18 protein-coding genes and 1 pseudogene are annotated in these 21,155 nt (G+C 72.8%); 11 read left to right on the top strand and 8 right to left on the bottom strand.

What is annotated here, in order from left to right; all coding sequences use genetic code 11:
- Window positions 1-3 precede the first annotated feature (3 nt).
- Window positions 4-546, top strand: a complete 543-nt coding sequence (locus tag OG896_RS35515; protein ID WP_329371983.1) for a DUF6907 domain-containing protein — start codon at window positions 4-6, stop codon at window positions 544-546.
- Window positions 547-762: 216 nt separating this feature from the next.
- On the opposite strand, the gene OG896_RS35510 is transcribed toward OG896_RS35515, so the two are convergent.
- Window positions 763-1,152, bottom strand: a complete 390-nt coding sequence (locus tag OG896_RS35510; protein ID WP_329371981.1) for a cupin domain-containing protein — start codon at window positions 1,150-1,152, stop codon at window positions 763-765.
- Window positions 1,153-1,224: 72 nt separating this feature from the next.
- Here OG896_RS35510 and OG896_RS35505 point away from each other — a divergent pair, with 72 nt between their 5' ends.
- Window positions 1,225-2,043, top strand: coding sequence for a helix-turn-helix domain-containing protein (locus OG896_RS35505; protein WP_329371980.1), 819 nt, complete (start codon window positions 1,225-1,227; stop codon window positions 2,041-2,043).
- Between the two features lie 26 nt (window positions 2,044-2,069).
- Here the strand turns inward: OG896_RS35505 and OG896_RS35500 are convergent, their stop codons facing one another.
- The 6 genes and pseudogenes from OG896_RS35500 to OG896_RS35475 form a co-directional block, all read right to left on the bottom strand.
- Window positions 2,070-4,142, bottom strand: a complete 2,073-nt coding sequence (locus tag OG896_RS35500) for a phosphocholine-specific phospholipase C (protein WP_329371978.1) — start codon at window positions 4,140-4,142, stop codon at window positions 2,070-2,072.
- A 475-nt stretch (window positions 4,143-4,617) separates the two neighbouring features.
- On the bottom strand, window positions 4,618-4,839 hold the full coding sequence (locus tag OG896_RS35495; RefSeq protein ID WP_329371977.1) for a DUF397 domain-containing protein: 222 nt from the start codon (window positions 4,837-4,839) through the stop codon (window positions 4,618-4,620).
- A pseudogene (locus OG896_RS35490) lies at window positions 4,836-5,024 on the bottom strand (Scr1 family TA system antitoxin-like transcriptional regulator); the annotation flags it as partial. The gene OG896_RS35495 and the pseudogene OG896_RS35490, both read right to left, overlap by 4 nt.
- 191 nt (window positions 5,025-5,215) lie before the next feature.
- Complete coding sequence (locus tag OG896_RS35485) at window positions 5,216-6,235, bottom strand: transcriptional regulator (protein WP_329371976.1); 1,020 nt, start codon at window positions 6,233-6,235, stop codon at window positions 5,216-5,218.
- Window positions 6,236-6,579: 344 nt separating this feature from the next.
- Entirely contained in the window at window positions 6,580-6,801 is a 222-nt protein-coding gene (locus tag OG896_RS35480) for a DUF397 domain-containing protein (protein WP_329371975.1), read from the bottom strand.
- A complete protein-coding gene (locus OG896_RS35475) occupies window positions 6,798-7,721 on the bottom strand; it encodes a helix-turn-helix domain-containing protein (RefSeq protein ID WP_329371973.1) in 924 nt (307 codons plus the stop codon). Before OG896_RS35475 ends, OG896_RS35480 begins: the two co-directional genes overlap by 4 nt.
- 168 nt (window positions 7,722-7,889) lie before the next feature.
- On the opposite strand from OG896_RS35475, the gene OG896_RS35470 reads away from it, so the two are divergent.
- The 4 genes from OG896_RS35470 to OG896_RS35455 all read left to right on the top strand — a co-directional run bounded on the left by OG896_RS35470 (window position 7,890) and on the right by OG896_RS35455 (window position 11,761).
- Entirely contained in the window at window positions 7,890-8,390 is a 501-nt protein-coding gene (locus tag OG896_RS35470) for an ATP-binding protein (protein WP_329371972.1), read from the top strand.
- Between the two features lie 132 nt (window positions 8,391-8,522).
- A complete protein-coding gene (locus tag OG896_RS35465) occupies window positions 8,523-9,047 on the top strand; it encodes a DUF6907 domain-containing protein (protein ID WP_329371971.1) in 525 nt (174 codons plus the stop codon).
- Between the two features lie 8 nt (window positions 9,048-9,055).
- A complete protein-coding gene (locus tag OG896_RS35460; RefSeq protein WP_329371969.1) occupies window positions 9,056-9,910 on the top strand; it encodes a helix-turn-helix domain-containing protein in 855 nt (284 codons plus the stop codon).
- A 195-nt stretch (window positions 9,911-10,105) separates the two neighbouring features.
- Window positions 10,106-11,761, top strand: coding sequence for a purple acid phosphatase family protein (locus OG896_RS35455; RefSeq protein ID WP_329371968.1), 1,656 nt, complete (start codon window positions 10,106-10,108; stop codon window positions 11,759-11,761).
- Between the two features lie 138 nt (window positions 11,762-11,899).
- Here OG896_RS35455 and OG896_RS35450 read toward each other — a convergent pair whose 3' ends face one another.
- A complete protein-coding gene (locus OG896_RS35450; protein WP_329371967.1) occupies window positions 11,900-12,736 on the bottom strand; it encodes an SDR family oxidoreductase in 837 nt (278 codons plus the stop codon).
- Window positions 12,737-12,883: 147 nt separating this feature from the next.
- Here OG896_RS35450 and OG896_RS35445 point away from each other — a divergent pair, with 147 nt between their 5' ends.
- The 5 genes from OG896_RS35445 to OG896_RS35425 all read left to right on the top strand — a co-directional run bounded on the left by OG896_RS35445 (window position 12,884) and on the right by OG896_RS35425 (window position 21,131).
- Window positions 12,884-13,489 (top strand): TetR/AcrR family transcriptional regulator, encoded by a 606-nt coding sequence (locus OG896_RS35445; protein WP_329371964.1) that lies wholly within the window; start codon window positions 12,884-12,886, stop codon window positions 13,487-13,489.
- A 138-nt stretch (window positions 13,490-13,627) separates the two neighbouring features.
- Window positions 13,628-14,215: a GNAT family N-acetyltransferase gene (locus OG896_RS35440; protein WP_329371961.1), complete on the top strand. Its 588-nt coding sequence runs from the start codon at window positions 13,628-13,630 to the stop codon at window positions 14,213-14,215.
- A gap of 252 nt (window positions 14,216-14,467) precedes the next feature.
- A complete protein-coding gene (locus OG896_RS35435) occupies window positions 14,468-15,952 on the top strand; it encodes a hypothetical protein (RefSeq protein ID WP_329371958.1) in 1,485 nt (494 codons plus the stop codon).
- Window positions 15,949-17,157, top strand: coding sequence for an ARPP-2 domain-containing protein (locus OG896_RS35430; protein ID WP_329371956.1), 1,209 nt, complete (start codon window positions 15,949-15,951; stop codon window positions 17,155-17,157). Before OG896_RS35435 ends, OG896_RS35430 begins: the two co-directional genes overlap by 4 nt.
- Before the next feature lie 428 nt (window positions 17,158-17,585).
- Window positions 17,586-21,131, top strand: a complete 3,546-nt coding sequence (locus OG896_RS35425; protein ID WP_329371954.1) for a glycosylhydrolase-like jelly roll fold domain-containing protein — start codon at window positions 17,586-17,588, stop codon at window positions 21,129-21,131.
- The last annotated feature ends 24 nt before the right edge of the window (window positions 21,132-21,155 follow it).

Raw genomic sequence — 21,155 nt, 5'->3', positions numbered from 1 at the left:
CAGATGAGCAGCACACCTTCCGCTTCGGCTGGGTCCTCGGCCTTACCGGCTCCCGCTCGGCGGTGGACCCTCACCGCCACCGACGGGCGCACCCTCACCGGCCACCTGCCCCCGTGGGCCGGGAACGACCCGAGCGAGCACAACGTACCCCCCGACGCCTGGGAGGACCGGCTCGCCGACATCCACCTCACCCGGCACTTCCCGGGACGCACGATCCCCGTCTACTGCGCCACCAGCCCGGCCCCGGGACCCGTCGCCGAGGAAACCTTCTCCTGCACGCTCGACTGCAACCCGCACGCCGAAGCACCCGAACCCCGCACCCCACTGGTCAACCTGCACCTGTGCGGAGACAGCTGGCTCACCGACCTCGACCCGCAGGACCTGACCCGGCTCGCCGCCACGTTCCGCTGGGTCGCGAACCACCTCGACCAGGAAGTCCGCCCCGCCTTGGTGGACGCGCAAGAGGACTGGGCCAGGCACGCCGATCCCGATCTGAAGGGCGCGTTGCCGGGGAACAGCCGCATCCCTTGGCCCCCCTCGCGGTGAGCCGGCGCCCCCCAGGGCACCTGCATCCGTTCCGCTCCGAGCACCCGCCAACCCGGAGAGTCGAGAAACGGTCACCAAATGTAGTCGGCTGCCAACGACCGATCCGCCAGGGGGCGCCTGCGGCGGAGGTGACCCCGGCAGCGTGCTTGGGCGCTGGCAGGAGTGGCGCGGGGGTCGGGGCCGGTGCGGGGGTCAGGGGCAGGTCAGGGGGGAGGGTCAGAGCCGGAGGGGGAGCTTCGTGCGGGGGCCGGGGGCGCTGCCCGTGTTGGAGGTGCCCGCGGGTTCGAGGAGGAGGACGGCGGTCTCCTCGTCGGCGCGGGGGCAGTGCTCCGCGCCCTTGGGCACGACGAACAGCTCGCCGGGCCCGAGGACCACGTCGCCGTCGCGCAACTGGATGGTCAGACGGCCGCTGACCACGAGAAACAGCTCATCGGTGTCGTCGTGGCGATGCCAGACGAACTCGCCGTGCAGCTTCGCGAGCTTCACCTCGTAGTCGTTGACGTCGGCGACGGTCCGCTGCGCCCACAGCTCGTCGAACGAAGCGAGCTTGGCCGCGAGGTTCACGGCTGCGGGCCCGGACGTGGCAGGGTTGGTGGGGTCGGTCATGGGCTGAGGGTGGCCGAACCGGCCGGTGGGGGTCTTGTACGTTCCTGACCCGTGTGGCGGAGAGGGGGTGCCGTGGACGGCCCCGAGATCCATCAGGTGGACGCGTGGCGCCCGGGGGTGCCGGGCATCACGGAAGTGCTGCACGCGCACTTCACGGACCACGCCTACCCCGTGCACACCCACACCACGTGGGACCTGATGCTGCTGGACGACGGCGTCGTCGACTTCGCGCTGGACCGCACCCGCCACGGCGCGACGGACGCCAGCCGGGTCGTGCTCCTTCCGCCCGGCGTCCCGCACGACGGCCGGACGGTCAACCCGGCGGGCTTCCGCAAGCGCGTGCTGTACCTGAGCACGGATGTGCTGCCCGCCCGGCTGGCCGGGAGGGCCGTGGCCGGCCCGATCCTCGGCGACCCGGCGCTGCGCGCCAGGGTGCACCGGCTGCACGGGACCCTGCGCGACCAGGACGACGCGCTCGAAGCGCAGTCACGGCTCGCCTTCGTGCGGGAGCGGCTGCTGGTCCACCTCGACGCCCACCGGGTACGGCCCCCGGGCCGCGAGGGGGACCGGCTCGCCGCTCGGCTGCGGGAACTCCTCGACGCCCGGATCGCCGACGGCCTCACCCTCGACGAGGCCACCACGCTCCTGCACGCCCACCCCACCCACCTGATCCGCAGCTTCTCCCGCACCTACGGCCTGCCGCCGCACACGTACCTCACCGGGCTGCGGATCGACCGCGCCCGGCGGCTGCTCCTCGCCGGCGAGCGGCCGGTCGCGGTCGCCTCGGCCGTCGGCTTCTACGACCAGGCCCACCTCAACCGCCACTTCAAGCGCCACCTCGGCGTCACCCCGGTCGCCTACGCCCGCCGCAACGGCCGATCGCTGCACTAGAAACCGGCGCCCCTGCCCGCGGCCGGCTACACCGTCGCGATCGCCGGGTCGCTCACACCCGGGCGGCCGTTCTCCACGTGCCCGGCGAAACGGCGGGTGAACGCGGGGTCGTGGTCGGACAGCACCGTCACGTCGTACCAGCGGCCGGAGCGCGCGAGGTCCAGCCGGTGGTTCTCGCGGCGGCCGGCCCGGACCACGAGCATCCGCTGCTTCCCGTCGTACGCGTTGCGGACCGTGAAGCGGAGGTCGGTGTGCCCGGAGTTGGTGAGCGTCAGCTCGACCTGCCCGGTGAGGGCGTCGTGCCGGGCGGTCACCTCGGCGCCGGTGCGGTGCGCGGAGCCGCCGAAGGCGCGCAGGAAGCCGGCCGGACCGTGCACGGTGAGGTCGTACTCCCCGCCGGAGGTGCCGGTGTCCCAGTGCCCGGAGACGGTGTGCCCCGCGCCGGTGGTGTACGTCCAGGGCCCGTCGGTGCGGTTGCCGGAGGTGACGTGGAAGCAGGCACCCGCGCCGGTGCCGCCGCCGAAGGTGAGGGTGATCCGCGCGTCGGACGCGGTCACGGCGGCGTCGGTGCGCGGCGCGTAGGGCAGCGGCCTGGTCGGCCGGGAGCCCTTCTCCTGGCGGGGCAGCGCCTGGTGGGCGGGCGGCACCGGTACGTAGGAGTCGTGCCGGTCGGAGTCCGGCGGCTGGTAGCCGTCGGTGCCGGGCAGGTGCGCGGGCCGGTCGTGCGTGAGGGAGAAGTCGAACGCGGAGGTGAGGTCGCCGCAGACGGCGCGCCGCCAGGGCGAGATCTGCGGCTCGCGCACGCCGAACCGCCGCTCGATGAAGCGCAGGACCGATGTGTGGTCGAACGTCTCGGAGCAGACGTAGCCGCCGGTGCTCCAGGGCGAGACCACGATCATCGGCACCCGCTGGCCGAGGCCGTACGGGCCGGGCGCGTAGGTGGCGTCGCCCGGGAAGAGTTCGAGCGAGGTGTCGACGGTGGAGGCGCCCTGCCCGGGCGCGGCGGCGTACGGCGGCACGACGTGGTCGAAGTAGCCGTCGTTCTCGTCGTAGGTGATCAGCAGCGCGGTCCTGCTCCACACCTCGGGGTCGGAGGTGAGCGCGTCGAGCACCTGCGAGATGTACCAGGCACCGTAGTTCGCGGGCCAGTTGGGGTGCTCGGAGAACGCCTCGGGGGCGGCGATCCAGGACACCTGCGGCAGCCGGCCGGCCTTGACGTCGGCGCGCAGCACGTCGAAGAAGCCGTCGCCCGCCTTGGCGTTCGTGCCGGTGCGGGCCTTGTCGTACAGGGGGTCGCCGGGCTTCGCGTCGCGGTACTGGTCGAAGTAGAGCAGCGAGTTGTCGCCGTAGTTCCCGCGGTAGGCGTCCTCGATCCAGCCCCAGCCGCCGGCCGCGTCGAGGCCGTCGCCGACGTCCTGGTAGATCTTCCAGGAGACGCCGGCCTGCTCCAGCCGCTCGGGGTAGGTGGTCCAGCCGTAGCCGAGTTCGGAGTTGTCGACGACCGGGCCGCCGCCCTTGCCGTCGTTGCCGGTCCAACCGCTCCACAGGTAGTAGCGGTTGGGGTCGGTGCCGCCGATCAGCGAGCAGTGGTACGCGTCGCAGACGGTGAACGCGTCGGCGAGCGCGTAGTGGAACGGGATGTCCTCGCGGGTCAGATGGGCCATCGTGGCGGCGGACTTGGCCGCGATCCACTGGTCGTAGCGGCCGCCGTTGACCGCGGCGTGGCTGCCGGTCCACTCGTGGTTGAGACCCTCGATGAACTTCATCCCCAGGTCCCCCGCGTCCGGGTGGTACGGCAGGACCTCGCCCGCGCCGGCGCCGGTGCCGGTGCCGTCCGGCTGGTGCCACACCGACTTGCCGCTGGGCAGCGTGACCGGGCGGGGGTCGCCGAAGCCGCGGACTCCGCGCAGCGAGCCGAAGTAGTGGTCGAAGGAGCGGTTCTCCTGCATGAGGACGACGATGTGCTCGACGTCCTTGAGGGTGCCGGTGCGGCGGCCGGCCGGGATGGCGGCGGCCCGGGTGATGCTGCCGGACAGGGCGGAGAAGCCGGCGGTGGCGCCCGCGATCTGAAGGAAGCGGCGCCGGTTGAGTTCGGTCATGGCTCGCGAGACCTCTTTGGCTCGGGGCGGGGGTATGCCGCGGTATCCGGTCGCGGCAGCCCGGTCGGGTGGGTCCCAGACCACCGAGTGCCGGCGAAGGGCGGGTGTCGCCCGCGTGGCGCGCCGAGGTACGGACCGCGAACAGGCTTGCCCGCGGCGGCTGATGGGGCGCGCGGGTGTCCGGGTGCCCGGGTGCCCGGGTGCCCGGGTGCCCGGGTGTCCGGGTGCCCGGGTGTCCGGGTGTCCGGGTGTCCGGGCGCGAGGCACCCAGCCTCCCCAAGCCGATCAGACCTTCAACCGTAGTTGGGAAGGGAGGCGCCAGAGGGACACGGTGGACTCGTCGCAGGGGTGTCAGACTCCCAGGGTCGGGAAGCGACCTTCAACGACCGCGTCCACGAAGCTCTGCCACTGCTCGGGCCGGAACGTGAGCACCGGCCCCGTTGGACAACCAGGGGCCGGCGCCTCCGACATGTGCTCAGGCGAGCAGGTCCTTCTGTCCGGCCTGCACGCTTGCTGTGAACAGCTCGTAGTCCCGACGGGAGACGATCAGGACCTTGGCGTCGGGGTCACCCACGTCCACGGAGTCGCGCAGCGCCACCACCCCGTCCACCAAGGCGACCTCCAGGCAGTTGTTGCCGGCATCGGACAACTCGCTCTTGGCCCAGGTGGCGTTGGTGAGATCGACCTGCTTGTTCATGCGTAGTAGTCCTTGATCAACTCGTGGATGAAGCGGCGCGAGGCCGGGCCGTCGAGGGACTGGGAGCGGAGGTATTCGAGGGCCGACTCGTACCTGCCCACGTCCCCATCCTCCTCCAGGTAGACGGAGGTTGTCATCGTCTCAATGACGGCAACCGGCGGTCCCACCGGGAAGCGGTACATCGACGGGTACGACGACCTGACCGGCCCGAGGTTCGCGTCGCCACGCTCGCCCTGACGGGCCGTTCGGTTTCACACCTGTGGCCAACCTGGCGACCGACAGAGTGGATATCCGATGGGACGTCAGGTCACGAGCCCGCTCCACCAATCCCTGCCCGTACGGACGCTCAAGTGAATTCATGCATGAGTGAAGGAGTTCAGGCAGCGATGGTGACACCTGTCGCCCTGGCACGCTCGAACAGCGCCTTCACGTGAGCGTTCCTCGCATGAGGAGAGAGACGGGCGACCATAACCCTCATCTTGTCGTCACATCGACCCGATTGGACCAAGGGGTAGTCGTCCAAGGCGCGATCCCAGGACTGGCAGGCCGCTTCAAGATGCCCGATGTCGAGCTGCCGTTCAGCGGTGAGGCTGTGGTGACGCACTCGGGTGCGCCGGTAGTGGGGGAAGGCAAGCCGGGTGGACTCCTGCATGGCTTCCACCGCCCCGGTACTGTCGTTCAACTCGTGCCGCACCTGAGAGACGTGGTACATCAGCGCTGCCGGATCGTAGGAGCCGAAGGCTTTGGACGGGGATTCGGCTACGTCCATCGCCCTTTCGGCCACACTCATGTGGCGCAGGGCCTCAGCCGCGTTCCCCAGCCGCGCCGCGGAGTGTGCTTGCTGCCCGGCAAGGAAGGCCCGCATCCGGGGGCCGGCCTGAGGAGCGGCGGCTGCTGCCGCGTCTGCCAACCTCATGGCGTGGCGCCCGTGTCCGAGGTCAACCGCCTGGACGGACATCCCCCGGAGTGCCGTGCAGTAGGTCAGGTGATCCTCAGCGGCCCGGGCCAGTTCCAGGGCCTTGAGGTAGTACCGCTGAGCCAGGCCGTGAACTCCTTCATCCACTGCCATGTAGCCAGTGAGGTAGCAGAGGTCCGCAGCGGCGGACATCATCGCTGTGCGAACGTGGCCGGGGGCCTCGGCCTTGAGGTAACCAGCCACAGTGCTTACGAGGAAAGCCGCAGCCATCGGGCGAGCGTGCCGGCCGCCGAACCGGTCGTCCAGGTCGCTGACCTTCTCCGTCATCTGCCAGACCATGTGCACCTCGCCCATGCCGATGCGGATGGACTTGCCGGTTGCGAAGGCATCGGCACGGCCCACCGCATCCGGCCAATCCGGGATGGTCAGGGCAACAGAGAACAGAGCAGCGCCCAGGACGCTCCTACGAGACGGGTCCACGTCTTGCCTCCCCGGGTCGATCGGACCTTCAACCGTACGTGGGGAGGTCGGCGGGCGGTCCGGAAACAGGTGAACCCGCCTCCGCGTGCGCCAGGAGCCGCAAATGCTTCCGTGACGGGACCCCAAGGATGGCCGCGCGGCCTTCCCCGCGCGGCACGGTGCCCTTCAATCAGCAGGGTGCCCTTCAGCGAGAGGGACACGGTGGACTCGTCGCAGGGGTGTCAGACTCCCAGGGTCGGGAAGCGACCTTCAACGACCGCGTCCACGAAGGTCGGCCACTGCTCAGGCCGGAACGTGAGCGCCGGCCCCGTTGGACAACCAGGGCCGGCGCCTCCGACATGTGCTCAGGCGAGCAGGTCCTTCTGTCCGGCCTGCACGCTTGCTGTGAACAGCTCGTAGTCCCGACGGGAGACGATCAGGACCTTGGCGTCGGGGTCACCCACGTCCACGGAGTCGCGCAGCGCCACCACCCCGTCCACGAAGGCGACCTCCAGGCAGTTGTTGCCGGCATCGGACAACTCGCTCTTGGCCCAGGTGGCGTTGGTGAGATCGACCTGCTTGTTCATGCGTAGTAGTCCTTGATCAACTCGTGGATGAAGCGGCGCGAGGCCGGGCCGTCGAGAGACTGGGAGCGGAGGTATTCGAGGGCCGACTCGTACCTGCCCACGTCCCCATCCTCCTCCAGGTAGACGGAGGTTGTCATCGTCTCAATGACGGCAACCGGCGGCCCCACCGGGAAGTGTAGGAGCCGGAACGGGCCGTTCATGCCTGCGTGTGCGCCAGACCCGAAGGGGAGCACCTGTATCACTACGTGGGCGTGCTCCTCGGTCACATCCAGGAGCCGTTGGAGCTGCGCGCGCATCACGTCCGGGTCGCCGATCACGCGTCGCAGCGCCGCCTCGTCAAGGACGCACGACATGCTGAGCGGTGTCTCGCGGGTGAGCACCGCTTGCCTCGCCATGCGGAGATCCACGAAGCGGGCGATCTCCCGCTTCGACGGCCACTGCTGACTCTGCTCGACGACAGAGGCCGCGTAGTCCCTGGTCTGGAGCAGGCCGGGCACCATGGTCAGGTAGGACTCGGCCTTCGACGCCATCCCTTCGAGGTGCAGGAAGTCCTCGAACTCGTCGGTCTGGATTACTTCCTTGTACTCGTCCAGCAGGTTCGTCCGCTTGCCCGAGGCCGCGAGGGACGCCATCACCTTGATCTTCGTGCGGGTCTCTTCCGAGTCGACGCCGTAGATCTCGAAGAAGGCGGTCAGACCGAGGCCGGAGACACGTTGCTTGCCGTTCTCGATCTTGCTCAGCGCGGGCTTCCCCGCGAGGCCAAGCCGGTCCGCGGCCTCCTCCATCCCGAGCCCCGCGGCTGTCCGCAGCGACCGCAGGGCCGATCCGAGCCTGCGTCGGTGCACGTTGGGCCTTGCTTCCGCCATCGGCCTGCCTCTCTTGTGTGGGTTGCAGGGTAGCGCCGCCAACGTTGCTGGCATATGCCAATTTTCAAGCCGGAAACCAACTTTTCCGGATCAGGTTGCCAGAAACGTTGCTCATACCCCACAGTTGCATCCAGGCGCTCGCAACTCAGCGTACGGTAATCGTCATTTCCTGTTACCACCGCGTGTGCCCCTCAACTCGTGAACCGGTGAGAGGTGTTGGCCATGGCGCCCAGTTTCCGTCGAAGCAGGCTGGACTTGGCGTGCGAACCCTCCGCCGTCGGCCGCGCTCGGAGCCACGTCGGAGACACGCTCACACGCTGGCGGCTCCCCGAAGACGTAGTGTTCGACGCTGCGACCGTGGTCACCGAGCTGACGAGCAACGCCGTTCGCCACGCCGGGAGTTGTGCCGATCCGTTCGGGCCCGGGCAGGTCCGGCCGTCGACCGTACGGCGATGCGCCCTGGCCCTGTGGTTGACCGACACGCGGCTGCACCTCGGGGTGTGGGATCAGAGCAGGGCCCGCCCGGTGCTGCGGCCCGTCTCGTTCGACGCCGAGGGCGGACGCGGGCTCCAGGTGGTGGCCGGTCTCTCCCAGGGGCAGTGGGGCGCCGCGCTGACCCGGCCCGAAGGGAAGGTCGTCTGGGCCGCACTCCCTCTCCCCGCCGGGTACCGCCCTCGCATCGCACGGGACAGCCCGTTGTCGCGGGCTTCGTCGAGGCGGTGAGCGCGTGAGAACCGTTGCCGCTTCACCGACCCCGATCCGGCGCCCGCTCAGCCGGGCCGGGCCACCCGACGCCCGTCCGCGCCGCGCCGCCACCCGATTCCACCGCCCGACCACGAACAGGAACCCTGCACCATGAACGCCGTCCCCTCATCCACCGCCTTACCCGCCCCCGCCACCCCGCAGAACCCGAAGCTGAAGCCGGCCCGGCGGTGGACGATCACCACCACCACCGGAGATACCGCCATCGGCCACCTGCCGGACTGGGCCAGCACCGACCCGAGCGAACACGACGTGCCCCCGCACCAGTTGGCCGCGCGCCTGGCCGACATCAACCACCACGTCCGCTTCCCCGGACAGGTCCTACGCGTCTACTCCCCCGCGAACTCCGAACGGCACCCGACGCCCGTGGAAGTCCTCCACACCAGCATCGACTGCAACCCCTACGCGCCCGACCCCGAACCCCGCGTCCCCGTCGCCAACCTCCACCTCGCCGGAGAGTACTGGCTCACCGACCTCGACCCCGAAGAACTCGGCCACCTCGCGGGCAGCCTCCGGACCCTGGCCGACCGCCTCGATCACCAGGTCCGCCCCACACTCATCGCCGCCCGCTCCGACTGGACCGGCCACCGGTCCCGCACCACAGGCACCCACCGGTGAAGGCCCACGTGACGAAACCCCGCACTCCGGCGCCGCTGTTCGCGAACGGCGAGATGACCGCCCGCGCCCTGTACGCCCACCAACTCGCCGCGCTGCGCGCGAAGGCCGGACTCACTCTCACCGAACTGTCCGACCAGTGCCACTACGAGCAGTCCTACCTGCACCGGCTGGAGACCGGCGGACGACTGGGCACCCTCGACGTCGCCGTCGCCCTGGACCGCCTCTACGACACCGGCGACCTCCTGGTCCGGCTGTGGCACCTGGCCAAACGCGAAGCCAAGCAGCTCGCGGCCGGCGGCATCGCCAGCCTCGAAGCCACCGCCACCACCATCCAGGAATACGCCCTCACCGCCATCCCCGACCTCCTCCTGGCCCCCGCCTACGCCAAGGAGCAACTCGCCGCCACCGGCCCCCACCACCTCCGGGCACTCGACGCCCGCCTCGAAGAACTCCAGCTGCGGCAGGCCCGGTTGACCGCCACCGCGTCCCCGCCGGTCCACTACCGCGCCATCCTCGACGAGATCGTGCTCCAGCACGCGGTTCACCACCCCACCACCTGGGCCGATCAGCTCGACCACCTGATCACCGCCGCCCAACACCCCGCCGTCGCCCTCCACATCCTCCCGCTGGGCGGCGGTCCGCGCGTCCTCCACGGCCCCCTCCAACTCCTCTCCTTCCGCGTCGGCCGTCCCCTCGCCCACGCCCACAGCACGCTCACCGGCCACCTCACCGACGACCCCGACGACGTCGAACAGCTCCGCCAGAGCTACGACAACCTGCGCGACACCGCCCTGACCCCCACCCAGACCCTCACCCACCTCCACGCCCTCCGCACCACCACCGTGACCACGTCCACGTCCTGAACAGCCCGCCCCGACCGCCGACGCCAGCCCCGGACGCCGCGACCGGCCCGTCACCGTGGGTTCCGTCGCCGTCCGGCAAGGCGCCGTTCAACTGCCCGTCGCCGCCGGGCGGGAGTCTGCCCGATGTCACCGCGCCGTACCGGTGGCACCGGCACCGCTCAGCACCTCCACGCACCGCATCCGCGCCAAGGAGCCATGATGGTCGCACAGTTGGACCCGCTGGACCCGTCCGAGCCGTCGTCGTCCGAGTCCTCGCCGGAGTCCTCGTCCGGTCCGCGCATCGGCCGCCGGACCGCGGTCGGCCTGCTCGGCACCGCGGGTGCCGCCGCGGTGGCCGCACCGCTGCTGACCGCGACGCCGGCCGCCGCGTCGGCCCCGGGCAGCGCGCCGGCGGGTGCCCCGGCCTTCCACCCGTCGCCGGACGCGGGCGGCGCGCCGCCGGTGCAGGGCCTGCACCTGACGTTCGGCAAGGACCCGTCCACCCAGATGGTGGTCTCCTGGCTGACCGACGCCCCGGTGAAGCGGCCCCGGGTGATGTACGGCACGCTCGACCACGGCCTCGGCTCGGGCGCCGACGCGGTCACCCGCGTCTACGCCGACGGCAAGTCCGGCCGGAAGGTCTACGTCCACCACGCGGCACTGAACCGGCTCTCCCCCGGCAAGCAGTACTTCTACGTCGTCTCGCACGACGGTGCCACCCCCGACAGCGGCACCTTCGCCACCGCGCCGCGCGGCCGGCAGCCGCTGACCTTCACCAGCTTCGGCGACCAGTCGGCGCCGCAGGTCACCTGGGCGGCCGACGGCACCGTGGCGCTGGACGCCAACTCCACGCCCGCCACGAAGGACATCGTCACCGGCATCGAGCAGGTCGCGCCGCTGTTCCACCTGCTCAACGGCGACCTGTGCTACGCCAACCTGGACCTGGACCGGGTGCGGACCTGGAACAACTTCTTCACCAACAACACGCGTTCGGCCCGCTTCCGGCCGTGGATGCCCGCCGCGGGCAACCACGAGATCGAGTCGGGCAACGGCCCGATCGGACTGGGCGCCTACCAGACGTACTTCGCGCTGCCGTCGACCGAGACCGACGCCGAACTCGCCGGCCTGTGGTACGCGTTCACCGCCGGCTCGGTGCGGGTCATCGTGCTCCAGAACGACGACAACTGCCTGCAGGACGGCGGCGACCTCTACATCAACGGCTACTCCGGCGGACGCCAGCTCGCTTTCCTGGAGCGGGAGTTGAAGGCCGCCCGGGCGGACCGCGAGATCGACTGGGTGGTCGTCGCCATGCACCAGGTGATGATCTCCTCCTCCGACGCCAACGGCGCCGACCTGGGCCTGCGCGCCAAGTACGGCCCGCTCTTCGACCGCTACCAGGTCGACCTGGTCGTCTGCGGGCACGAGCACAACTACGAGCGGTCGCTCGCCGTGCGCGGCGTCGTCAGCGGCAGCGAGACGCTGACCCCGAACCCGGCGTCCACCCGCACCGACGACATCGACACGGGCCTGGGCACCGTGCACATGGTGCTCGGCGGCGGCGGTGTCTCCGGCACCACCAACCAGTCCTTCTTCAAGGACGGCACCGCGAAGGTCCTCACGGCGGTGGCCGACAGCCGCCCCGAAGGCGGCAAGCGCGCGCCGACCTACGTCAAGGAGGAGGCGGTCTGGACGGGCGTGCGCGACATCGAGCACCCGTACGGCTTCGCGGCCTTCACCGTCGACCCGGGCCGCTTCCCCGGCGACACCACCCGCCTGCACGTCACGTACTACAACGTGGACAAGCCCGCCGGCGAGCTCTCGGTCTTCGAGAAGTTCACGCTGCACCGCAAGCGGTCCGACGCACGTCGCTGACGGCACCCGGTCCACCCGGGCGGCACGGTCCGCCCGGGTGGCTCGCCCGGGCGGCACCGTCCGCCCGGGTGGCTCGCTCGGGGTCGCCCGACATCGGTCAGGTGGCGGCCGGCGCGCACCGGCACCCGGGTCGGCCGGTCACCGCCGGCGCGCGGGCATCACCGTCGGCTGGGAGTCCGGCCGCATCGCCGCATCCGTGCCCCCGTCGACCGTCAGCAGGGCGCCGGTGGTGAACCGGGCCTCCGGGCGCAGGAACTGGTCGACCCAGAAGGCTATGTCCTCGGGGTGGCCGAACACACCGAGCGGCATCGGGGTGGGGAAGGCGTCCGGGTCGAGGTCCTCCTCCTTCACCGTGGAGCCGGTCATCAGCGGGGTGATCACGGCGCCGGGGGCGATGGCGTTGAGGGTGATGCCCCTGCGTGCCCACTCCGGCACGACCGCGGTGGCCCGCACCCACCGGGAGAGAGCGAACTTCGAGGTGGCGTACGCGCTGATGCTCGGGCTGTTCGCGGCGAGTTCGGCCGGCAACCCGCCCTGCCCGGCCCGCGCGTGCTCCCGGGCCGCCTGCTCGTCGCCGGCGAGCATCAGCTCCACCAGCGGCTCGTCGATCATCGGCACGGTGGTCGAGGAGTTCGAGCTGATCACCACGGCGCGTCCCCCGCCGGCGGCCTCCAGCGCCGGGCGCAGCCCGTTCAGCAGGGCCACCGGGCCGAAGTAGTTGATCGAGGCGACGACGCCGGCGTCACGCATCTGCGGTCCGACGCCCGCCACCGCCGCGACACCGTCCAGCCGGCCGCCGGCGAGCCGGATGACCTCCCGGACGGCGTGCGCCCGGCCCTCGGCCGTACCCAGGTCGGCGACGACATCGGCGTCCCGCAGGTCCACTCCGATGACGCGGTGTCCCGCGGCGCGCAGCCGGGCGGCGCTGGCCGCGCCCATGCCCGAGGCCGAGCCGGTGACGGCGTATGTACCCATGGTGAATCTCCTTCGTGCGGTGCTCGGTCACCGTGGCGACCGTGATGGTGCTTGTCGGTCACGGGCGTCCCGTCACCGTTTTCGATCGTAGTTCAATCACTGATTGGATGACGTCATGACCCACGTCACCTGTGGTGCAATGGCTCCGTGAGTCATCCGGACACCACGACGCGGCAACGCCTCCTCGCCGCCGCCAAGACGCTGTTCCTGGAGAAGGGCGCCGACCAGGTCTCGCTGCGCGCGGTGAACGCGGCGGCCGGGCTGAACCCGGGGGCGGTCCACTACCATTTCGGCTCCCGCGAGGGCCTGATCTCGGCACTGCTCGAACAGGAGCTGAGCCCGGTGTGGCGGTCCTGGTGGGACCGCGTGCCCGAGGACGGCGCCGGCGCCGAGGACCTGGCGGCGGGGCTCGTCGAGCCGTTCGCCGAGCTGGTCGGGACGCGTGACGGCCGCGTGCTCGTGCACCTGCTGGCGCGTACGGCGCTGCCCGCCGGCCAGCTCCCGAACGTCTCGACGCCCTACACCCCCGCTCCCTTCGAGGTGCGGCTTGGCCGTGCGCTGCCCGAGCTGACCCCGCAGGAGGTCACCGAGCGGTGCGCGCTGGCGTCCGCCCTGGTGCTGGAGGTCTACGGGCGCCCGCTGGCGCGCACGGCCGCCGAGAACCACGCCTTCCCCGACACCCGCACCGTCGTCGCCTTCGTGCTGGCCGGGCTGACCGCCCCGCCGGTCGGGCGCCGCGCACCCGGGGCGTAGCCCGGACCCGGCCGCGCGAGGCGCGGGCGATGCGTCAAAAGGGGCACTCGGCGGCCCGCACCGCGGGTGGGGTGCGGCCAGGTGCACCCGGGTGAGCTACGATCCGCCGAGTCCCCCGAATCACGCAGGAGGCGTCACGTGGCCGACAGCGAATACCGCGTCGAGGTCGACGGCGCACGCGTGCTGACTCCGCGGCTGGTCCTGCGGCCGTGGCAGGACGACGACGCCGCGGGCGCCCTCGCGGTGTACGGCGCCGACGAGGTGACCCGCTGGCTGGCCCCGGCCATGACCCGCACCCCGGACGCCGAAGCGATGCGCGACCTGCTCGCCTGCTGGCGGGCCAACTGCGAGGAGATGGAACCCCCGGCCGGGCGCTGGGCCGTCACCCGCCGCGACACCGGCGAGCTGGTGGGCGGCGCGGCCCTGCTCCCGCTGCCCCCGTACGGCGTGGACCTGGAGGTCGGCTGGCAGTTGGCCCCCACCGCGTGGGGCCAGGGCTACGCCTCGGAGGCCGGGCACGCCGTGGCTCACTACGCGTTCGAGGCGGGCGTCGACGAGATCTTCGCCGTCGTCCGCCCCCGCAACGAGCGCGGCGCCGCCACCGCCCGGCGGGTCGGCATGGAGTGGGTCGGCGAGACCGAGAAGTACTACGACCTGCGGCTCCAGGTGTACCGCCTGCGCAAGGCCGAGTTCCCGCCGGCACCGGCGCCGCGCACCGCCGAGTAGCCCGCACCCGGCGCCCGTACGAACCCGGCCGTCGTACGGCGGCGGCGCGGCGGCGAACCCGGGGCGGACGCGGGTCGGACCCGGCGGGCTGGCGGGCGAAATGCGGGAGAGCCGCGCGGACCCCTGCTGTTACCGTACGAGGGCCGGCCGCGGGACTCCGGTGCGACTTCCGGAACCTGCCTGTAAAGCAATGATTCGCAGCTCGCGCCCTCACACCCCGGCCGGCGTCCGTCGCCATGGAGGGGGTGCGCGGTGCCGGCTGCGCCGGAGGGCCTGGTGGCCGCCGAGGACGTGCTGCTGTTCGTGAACGCGGCGGTCACGGCGACCGGCCAGCGCGAGTTCCACAGCGGAGCGGACCGGCAGCGGATGTCCCTGGACTTCCTGCACGCGTACATGCTCGGCAACTACCGGGAGTTGTACGCGGCCGCCCTCGCGCTGGGCGTCAACGACCACAACGCGGCGCTGATCGTCCGGCACCTGCTGGAGACCGCGGGCGAGGCAGGCCCCGAACAGCGCCGTACCGAGGGCGCGTTGATCGCCCGGCGGCTCGAACTGCTCCCGCCGCAGCGGGTGTACGCCCTGTTCGCCGAGCTGCGCGCGGCCCGGGTGAACAACCGCCGTACCCGGGCGATCATCCGGGACTGGCTCGCCACGCGGCCCGACCCGGCGTTCGACGCGGTGAAGTACCGCGCGGGGGTGAAGAGCGCCCTGCGCCACACCCATCTGCCTTCGGCCACCGAGGAGTTGGGGCCGTTCCTGTTCGCGCCGCGCAGCCGCACCCGGTTTCGCCACCCGCTGCTGGACGCGCGCCGCCGGGCCCGCTACGAGCAGGCGGCGCTCTACGAGCTGCCGTTCACCGTCGCGGAGGGGTTCGCGGCGCGGCACGGCATCGCCCGCGAGGTGTTCCTGGAGCGGATCGCGCCAAGGCTGACCCGCCTGGAGCGGCTGCGCCTGCAGGAGTCGGCCAAGCGCGCCGGCGCCGAGGCGGTCCGCACCGACCTGGCCCGGATGCCACTGACCCGGCTCGCCTCCTACGTCCTGGGGCTGCCGGCCCCGGACCGGGTGGAGCGGCGGGCCGAGCTGACCGCCGCCCTGACCGCCGCCGCGCGCCGCACCGCCGGTGCGCGGGCCGGGAGTTGGGGCCGGGTGACGGCGGTGCTCGACGACTCGTACTCCGCGTACGCGTCCGGCCAGAAGCGGCGCCGGCCGCTGGCGGTCGCGCTCGCCGCGCACTTCCTGCTGGCGGCGCTGGCCGGTTCGTACCGGGCGCTGTGGACCTCGGGCCGTACGGACGCGCTGCTGGCCCGGCCGCAGGGGCCCACCCCGCTCGGCGCCCGGCTGCTGGACGCGCTGGAGACCGGGCCCGACCTGCTGCTGGTGGTCTCCGACGGCTTCGACAACGCGCCGCCGGGCCTGGCCGCGGAGGTGCTGCGGGTGTGGCGCACCCGTATCGACCCGGCCGGCCGTACCGACGTGGTCCACCTCAACCCGGTGTACGACGCGCGGGGGTTCGAGGTGCGCCGGCTGTCCCCCGCCGTGCCGACCGCGGGCATCCGCGACGCCGAGGACCTGCCGGCGCTGGTCGAGCTGGCCGCGTTCGCCACCGGGCGCACCGGGCTGCCGCGGCTGCGGGCGCACCTGGACGCGAGGGTCGCGGAGTTCCTGGCGGCGGCGCCCGAGCGCTTCCCGGCCGAGCCCGCCGCCGGGGCGGCCGAGACCGCCGGAGGCACGGCATGAGCGGCACCTTCCGGCTGGACCTGGCCGGCCTCGAACCCGGCCCCGCCCAGGTGTGGGGCGGTGTCCGGCTCGTCCCGCTGCTGCGGGCCGAGCCGGTCGAGGGGCTGCGGCTGCACGCCGAGCTGTACCGCGACGGGTACGGCGTGGTGGCCGTCGGCCCGCGCACCGCGTACACCTCCTACATCCCGCACGGCTTCGTCGCGGACTGGGGCGCCGACACCGGGCACACCGGTCCGGCCGCCGCGTACGGCACGCAGTTGCGCGGCGGGCCCGACGGCGGCGGCGCACCGGGCCGGGGCGGGCGCGCGGGCGGCAAGGGCCACGGCGAGCCGCCGCTCTCCTGCGTGCCGCTCCCCCTGCACCGGCGGATGGCCCGCCGCGAGGCGAAGCACCGGCTGCGGTTCCTGCCGCTGCACCTGGCGCTGGAGGGCTATCTGAGCCTGCACTTCGGCGGTCCGTCCATCGCCTGGGCGGAGTGGTCCCGGCAGGCGTTGCGGCGCGGGCTGTCGCCGCGGGCGGAGGAGGCGTACCGCGGCGCCGAGGTGAGCGGACTCGACGACGCGCTGCGGATCTTCGAGGTGCACCCCGGGCAGTGCGGGACGGCGGTCTACGTCGCGGACGCGCTGGCCGCCGTGTTCGCGGTGCCCCACCCGGAGGACTACCGGGCCCTGCACGACACCCTCCTGCTCGACCTGTACGGCGAACTCGTCCACCAGTACGCCCTGTTCGGCTCGCCGGTGCCGGAGTTCAGGCCCGCGCTCGGCGAGCCCGGGTCGCTGCCGGAACTGCGCGCCGCCGTCGCCCGGGAGGAGCGCGGCTGGCGGGAGTTCCACGACGGCACCATGGCCGCGGGGCTGCTGGACACGGAGTACCGCGCCCAACGGGTCTACCGGGCAGGTCCGTTCACGCTCCAACGGTTCCGGCCGGCCTTCCTGCCGCGCCGGGAGAACCACATCGGCGAGGCGATCACGACCCGTGACGGGCGCGTCGCCTACCTCAAGACGTTCCGGCTGTCCGAGGCCCAGGTGCGGCGCGGCCACCTGCTCAGCCGGCTGGCCGCCAACGACTGGCACTTCGGCGCCACCGCCACCGAACTCGGCCTCACCGAAGCCGAGTTGGCGCAGCGCCTGCGCTCCGCCGGATTCGGCCACCTGCTGCGCCAGGACATCGCCGACGCCTTCCGCGCCCGCGCCGCCCACGGCTGACCGGGGCGGTCCGCGCACGGTGGGCCGGACGGCGCCGGCGTGACGCGTACGCGGTACCCCCCGCACACGCTTCCCCCGCACCCTGCGCCCCACACCCCGCGCCCGTCGGGGCCTCACCCCCGCCACTGAACTGAATCGTTCAATTCCGCACCCGCCTTCCCACCGCCACCACACCCAGCCCCGGCCCAACGGCGGGCGGCCCGGACCGGACCGGCATACACCACTCGGCACGCCTTCAACTGCGCCGACCCCATCAACCGATCCGCGCACGAGCATTGACGCCCACCCGGCCGCTGCCCTAGCGTCCCTGACGATTCGTTTGAATCATTTCATTCCGTCCGCCGGGAAAGGCGGCCCGGCGGAGTACATCCGGGGCCGCGTGCGCGCGGGGCCGGTGTGTCGGACGCATGCTCCACGGAGGGAATCCGATGAACGACGACGGCTGTCCGACGTCCGGCGGCAGTGCCCGTCCACCCGTCTCCCGGCGCCGGGTGCTCCAGGTCGCGGCGGCCGCCGCGGCCGCCGGCACCGTGGGGAGCTTCTGGCAGCCCGCCTACGCGAGCGCACCCGGCACCGCACCCGGCACCACCCACGGAGCCTTCTCCACGGGGAGGTTCGCCGATCCGCCGGCGGACAGCATGCCGCTGGTCCTGTGGTTCTGGAACGGCGCCGTCACCGACGACCTGATCGACTCCACGCTCGCCGATCTGCGTGCCAAGGGCATCAGCGAGGTGCTGGTCTTCCCGTTCGACACCGGCGCGCTCCAGCCGGCGTTCTTCACCGAGGACTGGTTCGCGGTGGTCGAGCACACCCTGCGCGAGGCCCAGCGGCACGGCATGCGGATCTGGCTCTTCAACGACGACTTCTTCCCCAGCGGCCGGGCCGGTGGTCTCGTGGCCGAGGGCGGCACGGTCGGCACCCGCACCTACCGGCCGCGCCCCGACCTGCGCACCAAGTGCGTGGTGCACACCGGCAGTCAGGTGACCGGAGGCGCCCGGGTGCCGCTGGCCGCCGCCGCGCTCTCCGTCGCCGGCGGCCGGCTCGTGGTGGACGCGGCCGCGTACGACGGCGTGCGCGTGCTCAAGGACGGTGCCGGCTGGGGCGATTACACGGTGTCCGGCACGGTCCGCGTCGAGTCGGGCACCGCCGGGCTGATGGTCCGCTGCGCCGACGCGTACAACGGCTACCTCGCGGACCTGCGGGCCGACGGCGGGGTGGACGTGTGGCGGCAGACCGGCGGCGCGTTCTCGCTGCTGCGCGCCGGCACCGCGGTGGCCGGGTTCGACCCCGGCGCCGACCACCGGCTCCAGGTCACCGTCGAGGGGCAGCGGATCACGCCGTCGCTGGACGGCACCGATCTGGGCCCGGTCACCGACGGTTCGCATCCCGCCGGGACGGTCGGGGTGCGGGCGACGGCGACGCAGCGCTCGTCCTGGGCCGCGCTGACCGTGACGGGCGCGGACGGCGGCCGGTGGTACACGGGTGCGTTCGACGACCCCTCCGCCGTCCTGGACTTCGCGGTGCCCTCCGACCTGGGCGAGACGTTCGCCGCCTCGGCCCGCCCGCTGGACGCGGACGGGGACGCGGTGGCGCGGACGGTGGAGCTGACCGGCTCGGTGGGCGCGGGAGCGGTGTGGACGGTGCCGGAAGGCCGGTGGCAGCTCGACGTGTTCAGCGTGCGCACGCTGGCCGACTCCGGCGGCAGCCGGCGCGACTACCTGGACCTGATGGACGACGAGGCGGTGGGCCTGTTCATGGACGCCGTGCCGGGCGAGTACGTCCGGCGCTTCCCGTGGGCGGTCGGCGGGGTGCTGCGCGGCTTCGCCGACGACGAGCCGTTCGTGGCGTCCGCGTCCGCGGAGTGGGCGCAGGTGCCGTGGTCGCCGACGCTGGCCGCGGAGATCGACCGGCTGGCCGGCGAACTCGCCCGCGACGCGGCGGCAGGCGCCGGCAGTAGCGGGCACGGTGGCACCGGGCGCGGCGGCACCGGCCACGGCAGCGGAAAGGCCGCCGGAAAGGACGGCGGGAAGCCCCGACCCGCCGGGCTCGGCACCGTGTTGTCGGCCGTGTTCACCGATCTCGGCGAGCACGGCGGCGAGTTGCGCGGGCTGTTCTGGCGGGCCGTGTCCAACCGCTTCTCCGACGCCTACTACAAGGGGATCGGCACCTGGACCGGCCGGCACGGCCTGGAGCTGATCTCCAACCCGCTGTGGGACGAGTACGGTCCGGCCGAGCAGATCAAGAGCACCGGCAACCTCAACACCGCGCACCAGTGGGCGCAGGTGCCGGGCACCGACCTGATCTCCGACCAGTTCCAGCGCGGCTACTACCGCACCCTGCCGCGCTGGCCGGCGTCGGCGGCCCACCAGGTGGGCAGGGAGCGGGTCTACCTGGAGGCGATGGGCGCCGCGGGCTGGCAGGTGACGCCGTCCTTCACCCGCCAGGTGATCGGGGCGTTCGTGGTGCGGGGCATCAACAAGGTGCTGCTGCACGCGCGGTTCTCCGACTCCGGCGACATCGTCTTCGCGCCGCCGTTCCAGCCGGAGAACCCGTGGTGGAACGTGTCGGCGCCGCTCAACGAGTGGATCGGGCGGCTGGTGCAGGCCGCGCGCGGCACCCCGGCGGCGCGGACCGCGCTGCTCCAGCCGCAGCGGGCCGCCGAGGCGTACCAGGACCGGCCGGAGCGGACCGCGATCGACGACGCGTTCATCGGCGCGGTGCACGCCCTGGAGGACCGCCAGGTCGACTTCGACTTCGTGGACGAGGGTGCGCTGACCGGTGACCCGGCGCTGATCGAGCACGCCCGGACATCGGGCGGCGCGCTCGCCGTCGGGCAGGGGCGCTACGCGGTGGCGGTGCTGCCGGAGACTCCCCTGCTGTCGCTGGCGGCCGTTGCGGCGCTGACGGCGTTCGTGGACGGCGGCGGCACGCTGGTGGCCGTGGGCGCGTTGCCGGCGAAGGAGGCCGCCGGTCGTGACGCGGACCTGGCCGGCGCGCTGTCCGCGCTGTTCTCGGGCCGCCGGGCGAAGCGGGCGCTGCGGGCGGCGGACGCCCCGGCCGCGGCGGCGCGGGTGGTGGCGGCGGGCGCGGCGGCGGCCGTCCTGACGCCGCCGGTGCCGGAGGTGCGGGTGCTGCGGCTGGCGCAGGGCGGCGAGGAGTCGTTCCTGGTGAACAACGAGCACGCGGCGGCGGTGGAGTCGACCGCGGTCTTCCCGGCGATCGGGGTGCCGCTGGTCTGCGACCCGGACACCGGCGCGGCGGCGCCCGCCGGGGTGTGGCACCCGGCGGCGTTCCCCGGCCGGAGCGGCGGGGGTACGGCGGTGCCGCTCGCGCTGGAGGCCGGGCAGGCGGTGCTGGTGGTCTTCCGGCAGCCGTCCGGGGGTGATCCGGCGCACGCGATCGCGGCGAACGTCCCGGTGCGGCAGGTGCGGGTGCGCGGCGCGGCCGCGGTGGCGACGGTCCAGGTGACGGCGCCGGGCACGGTCCGGGTCACCGCGCAGGACGGCGGCCGCCGCTTCGCGGGAAGCCTGGACGTCACCGACCCGCTCGCGGCGGTGGCGCTGGACGGCGACTGGAGCTTCCGCTTCGACACCGGCGGGGCACCGGCGGCGGACCGCCCGCTGGGCTCGTGGACGGAGCTGGACCCGTCGTGGTCGGGCGCGGCGTCGTACGAGCGGACCTTCACGCTTCCCGCGGCCACGCTGTCCGGACGGCGGTGGGCGCTCGACCTCGGCGCCGTACGCGATGTCGCGGAGGTCGAGGTGAACGGTGTCGCGCTGCCGTCCAGGCTGTGGGCGCCCTACCGGTTCGACGTGACCGACGCGCTGCACGCGGGCGCGAACACCGTACGGGTACGGGTGACGAACACCGGCGCCAACGCCCACGGCGACGCGCAGGTGTCCGGTCTGCTCGGCCCGGTGCTGCTGCGGCCGTCCCGCGTGGAGGAGGTGCGGCTGACCCGGTCGGGCGGATGAGCGTGCCGCGGGGCCGGGTGGGCG

Origin of the sequence: Streptomyces sp. NBC_00669 (assembly GCF_036226785.1) — a bacterium.
In the GTDB taxonomy this organism is placed as follows: domain Bacteria; phylum Actinomycetota; class Actinomycetes; order Streptomycetales; family Streptomycetaceae; genus Actinacidiphila.
Note: the sequence above shows the minus strand (reverse complement) of the source record. Positions and strands in the feature narration are given on the sequence as shown.

Coding starts and splice junctions, on each gene's coding strand:
- OG896_RS35515 (WP_329371983.1), top strand. CDS start 4: ATGAGCAGCACACCTTCCGCTTCGGCTGGGTCCTCGGCCTTACCGGCT.
- OG896_RS35510 (WP_329371981.1), bottom strand. CDS start 1,152: ATGACCGACCCCACCAACCCTGCCACGTCCGGGCCCGCAGCCGTGAAC.
- OG896_RS35500 (WP_329371978.1), bottom strand. CDS start 4,142: ATGACCGAACTCAACCGGCGCCGCTTCCTTCAGATCGCGGGCGCCACC.
- OG896_RS35495 (WP_329371977.1), bottom strand. CDS start 4,839: ATGAACAAGCAGGTCGATCTCACCAACGCCACCTGGGCCAAGAGCGAG.
- OG896_RS35480 (WP_329371975.1), bottom strand. CDS start 6,801: ATGAACAAGCAGGTCGATCTCACCAACGCCACCTGGGCCAAGAGCGAG.
- OG896_RS35475 (WP_329371973.1), bottom strand. CDS start 7,721: ATGCCAGCAACGTTGGCGGCGCTACCCTGCAACCCACACAAGAGAGGC.
- OG896_RS35470 (WP_329371972.1), top strand. CDS start 7,890: ATGGCGCCCAGTTTCCGTCGAAGCAGGCTGGACTTGGCGTGCGAACCC.
- OG896_RS35465 (WP_329371971.1), top strand. CDS start 8,523: ATGAACGCCGTCCCCTCATCCACCGCCTTACCCGCCCCCGCCACCCCG.
- OG896_RS35455 (WP_329371968.1), top strand. CDS start 10,106: ATGATGGTCGCACAGTTGGACCCGCTGGACCCGTCCGAGCCGTCGTCG.
- OG896_RS35450 (WP_329371967.1), bottom strand. CDS start 12,736: ATGGGTACATACGCCGTCACCGGCTCGGCCTCGGGCATGGGCGCGGCC.
- OG896_RS35430 (WP_329371956.1), top strand. CDS start 15,949: ATGAGCGGCACCTTCCGGCTGGACCTGGCCGGCCTCGAACCCGGCCCC.
- OG896_RS35425 (WP_329371954.1), top strand. CDS start 17,586: ATGAACGACGACGGCTGTCCGACGTCCGGCGGCAGTGCCCGTCCACCC.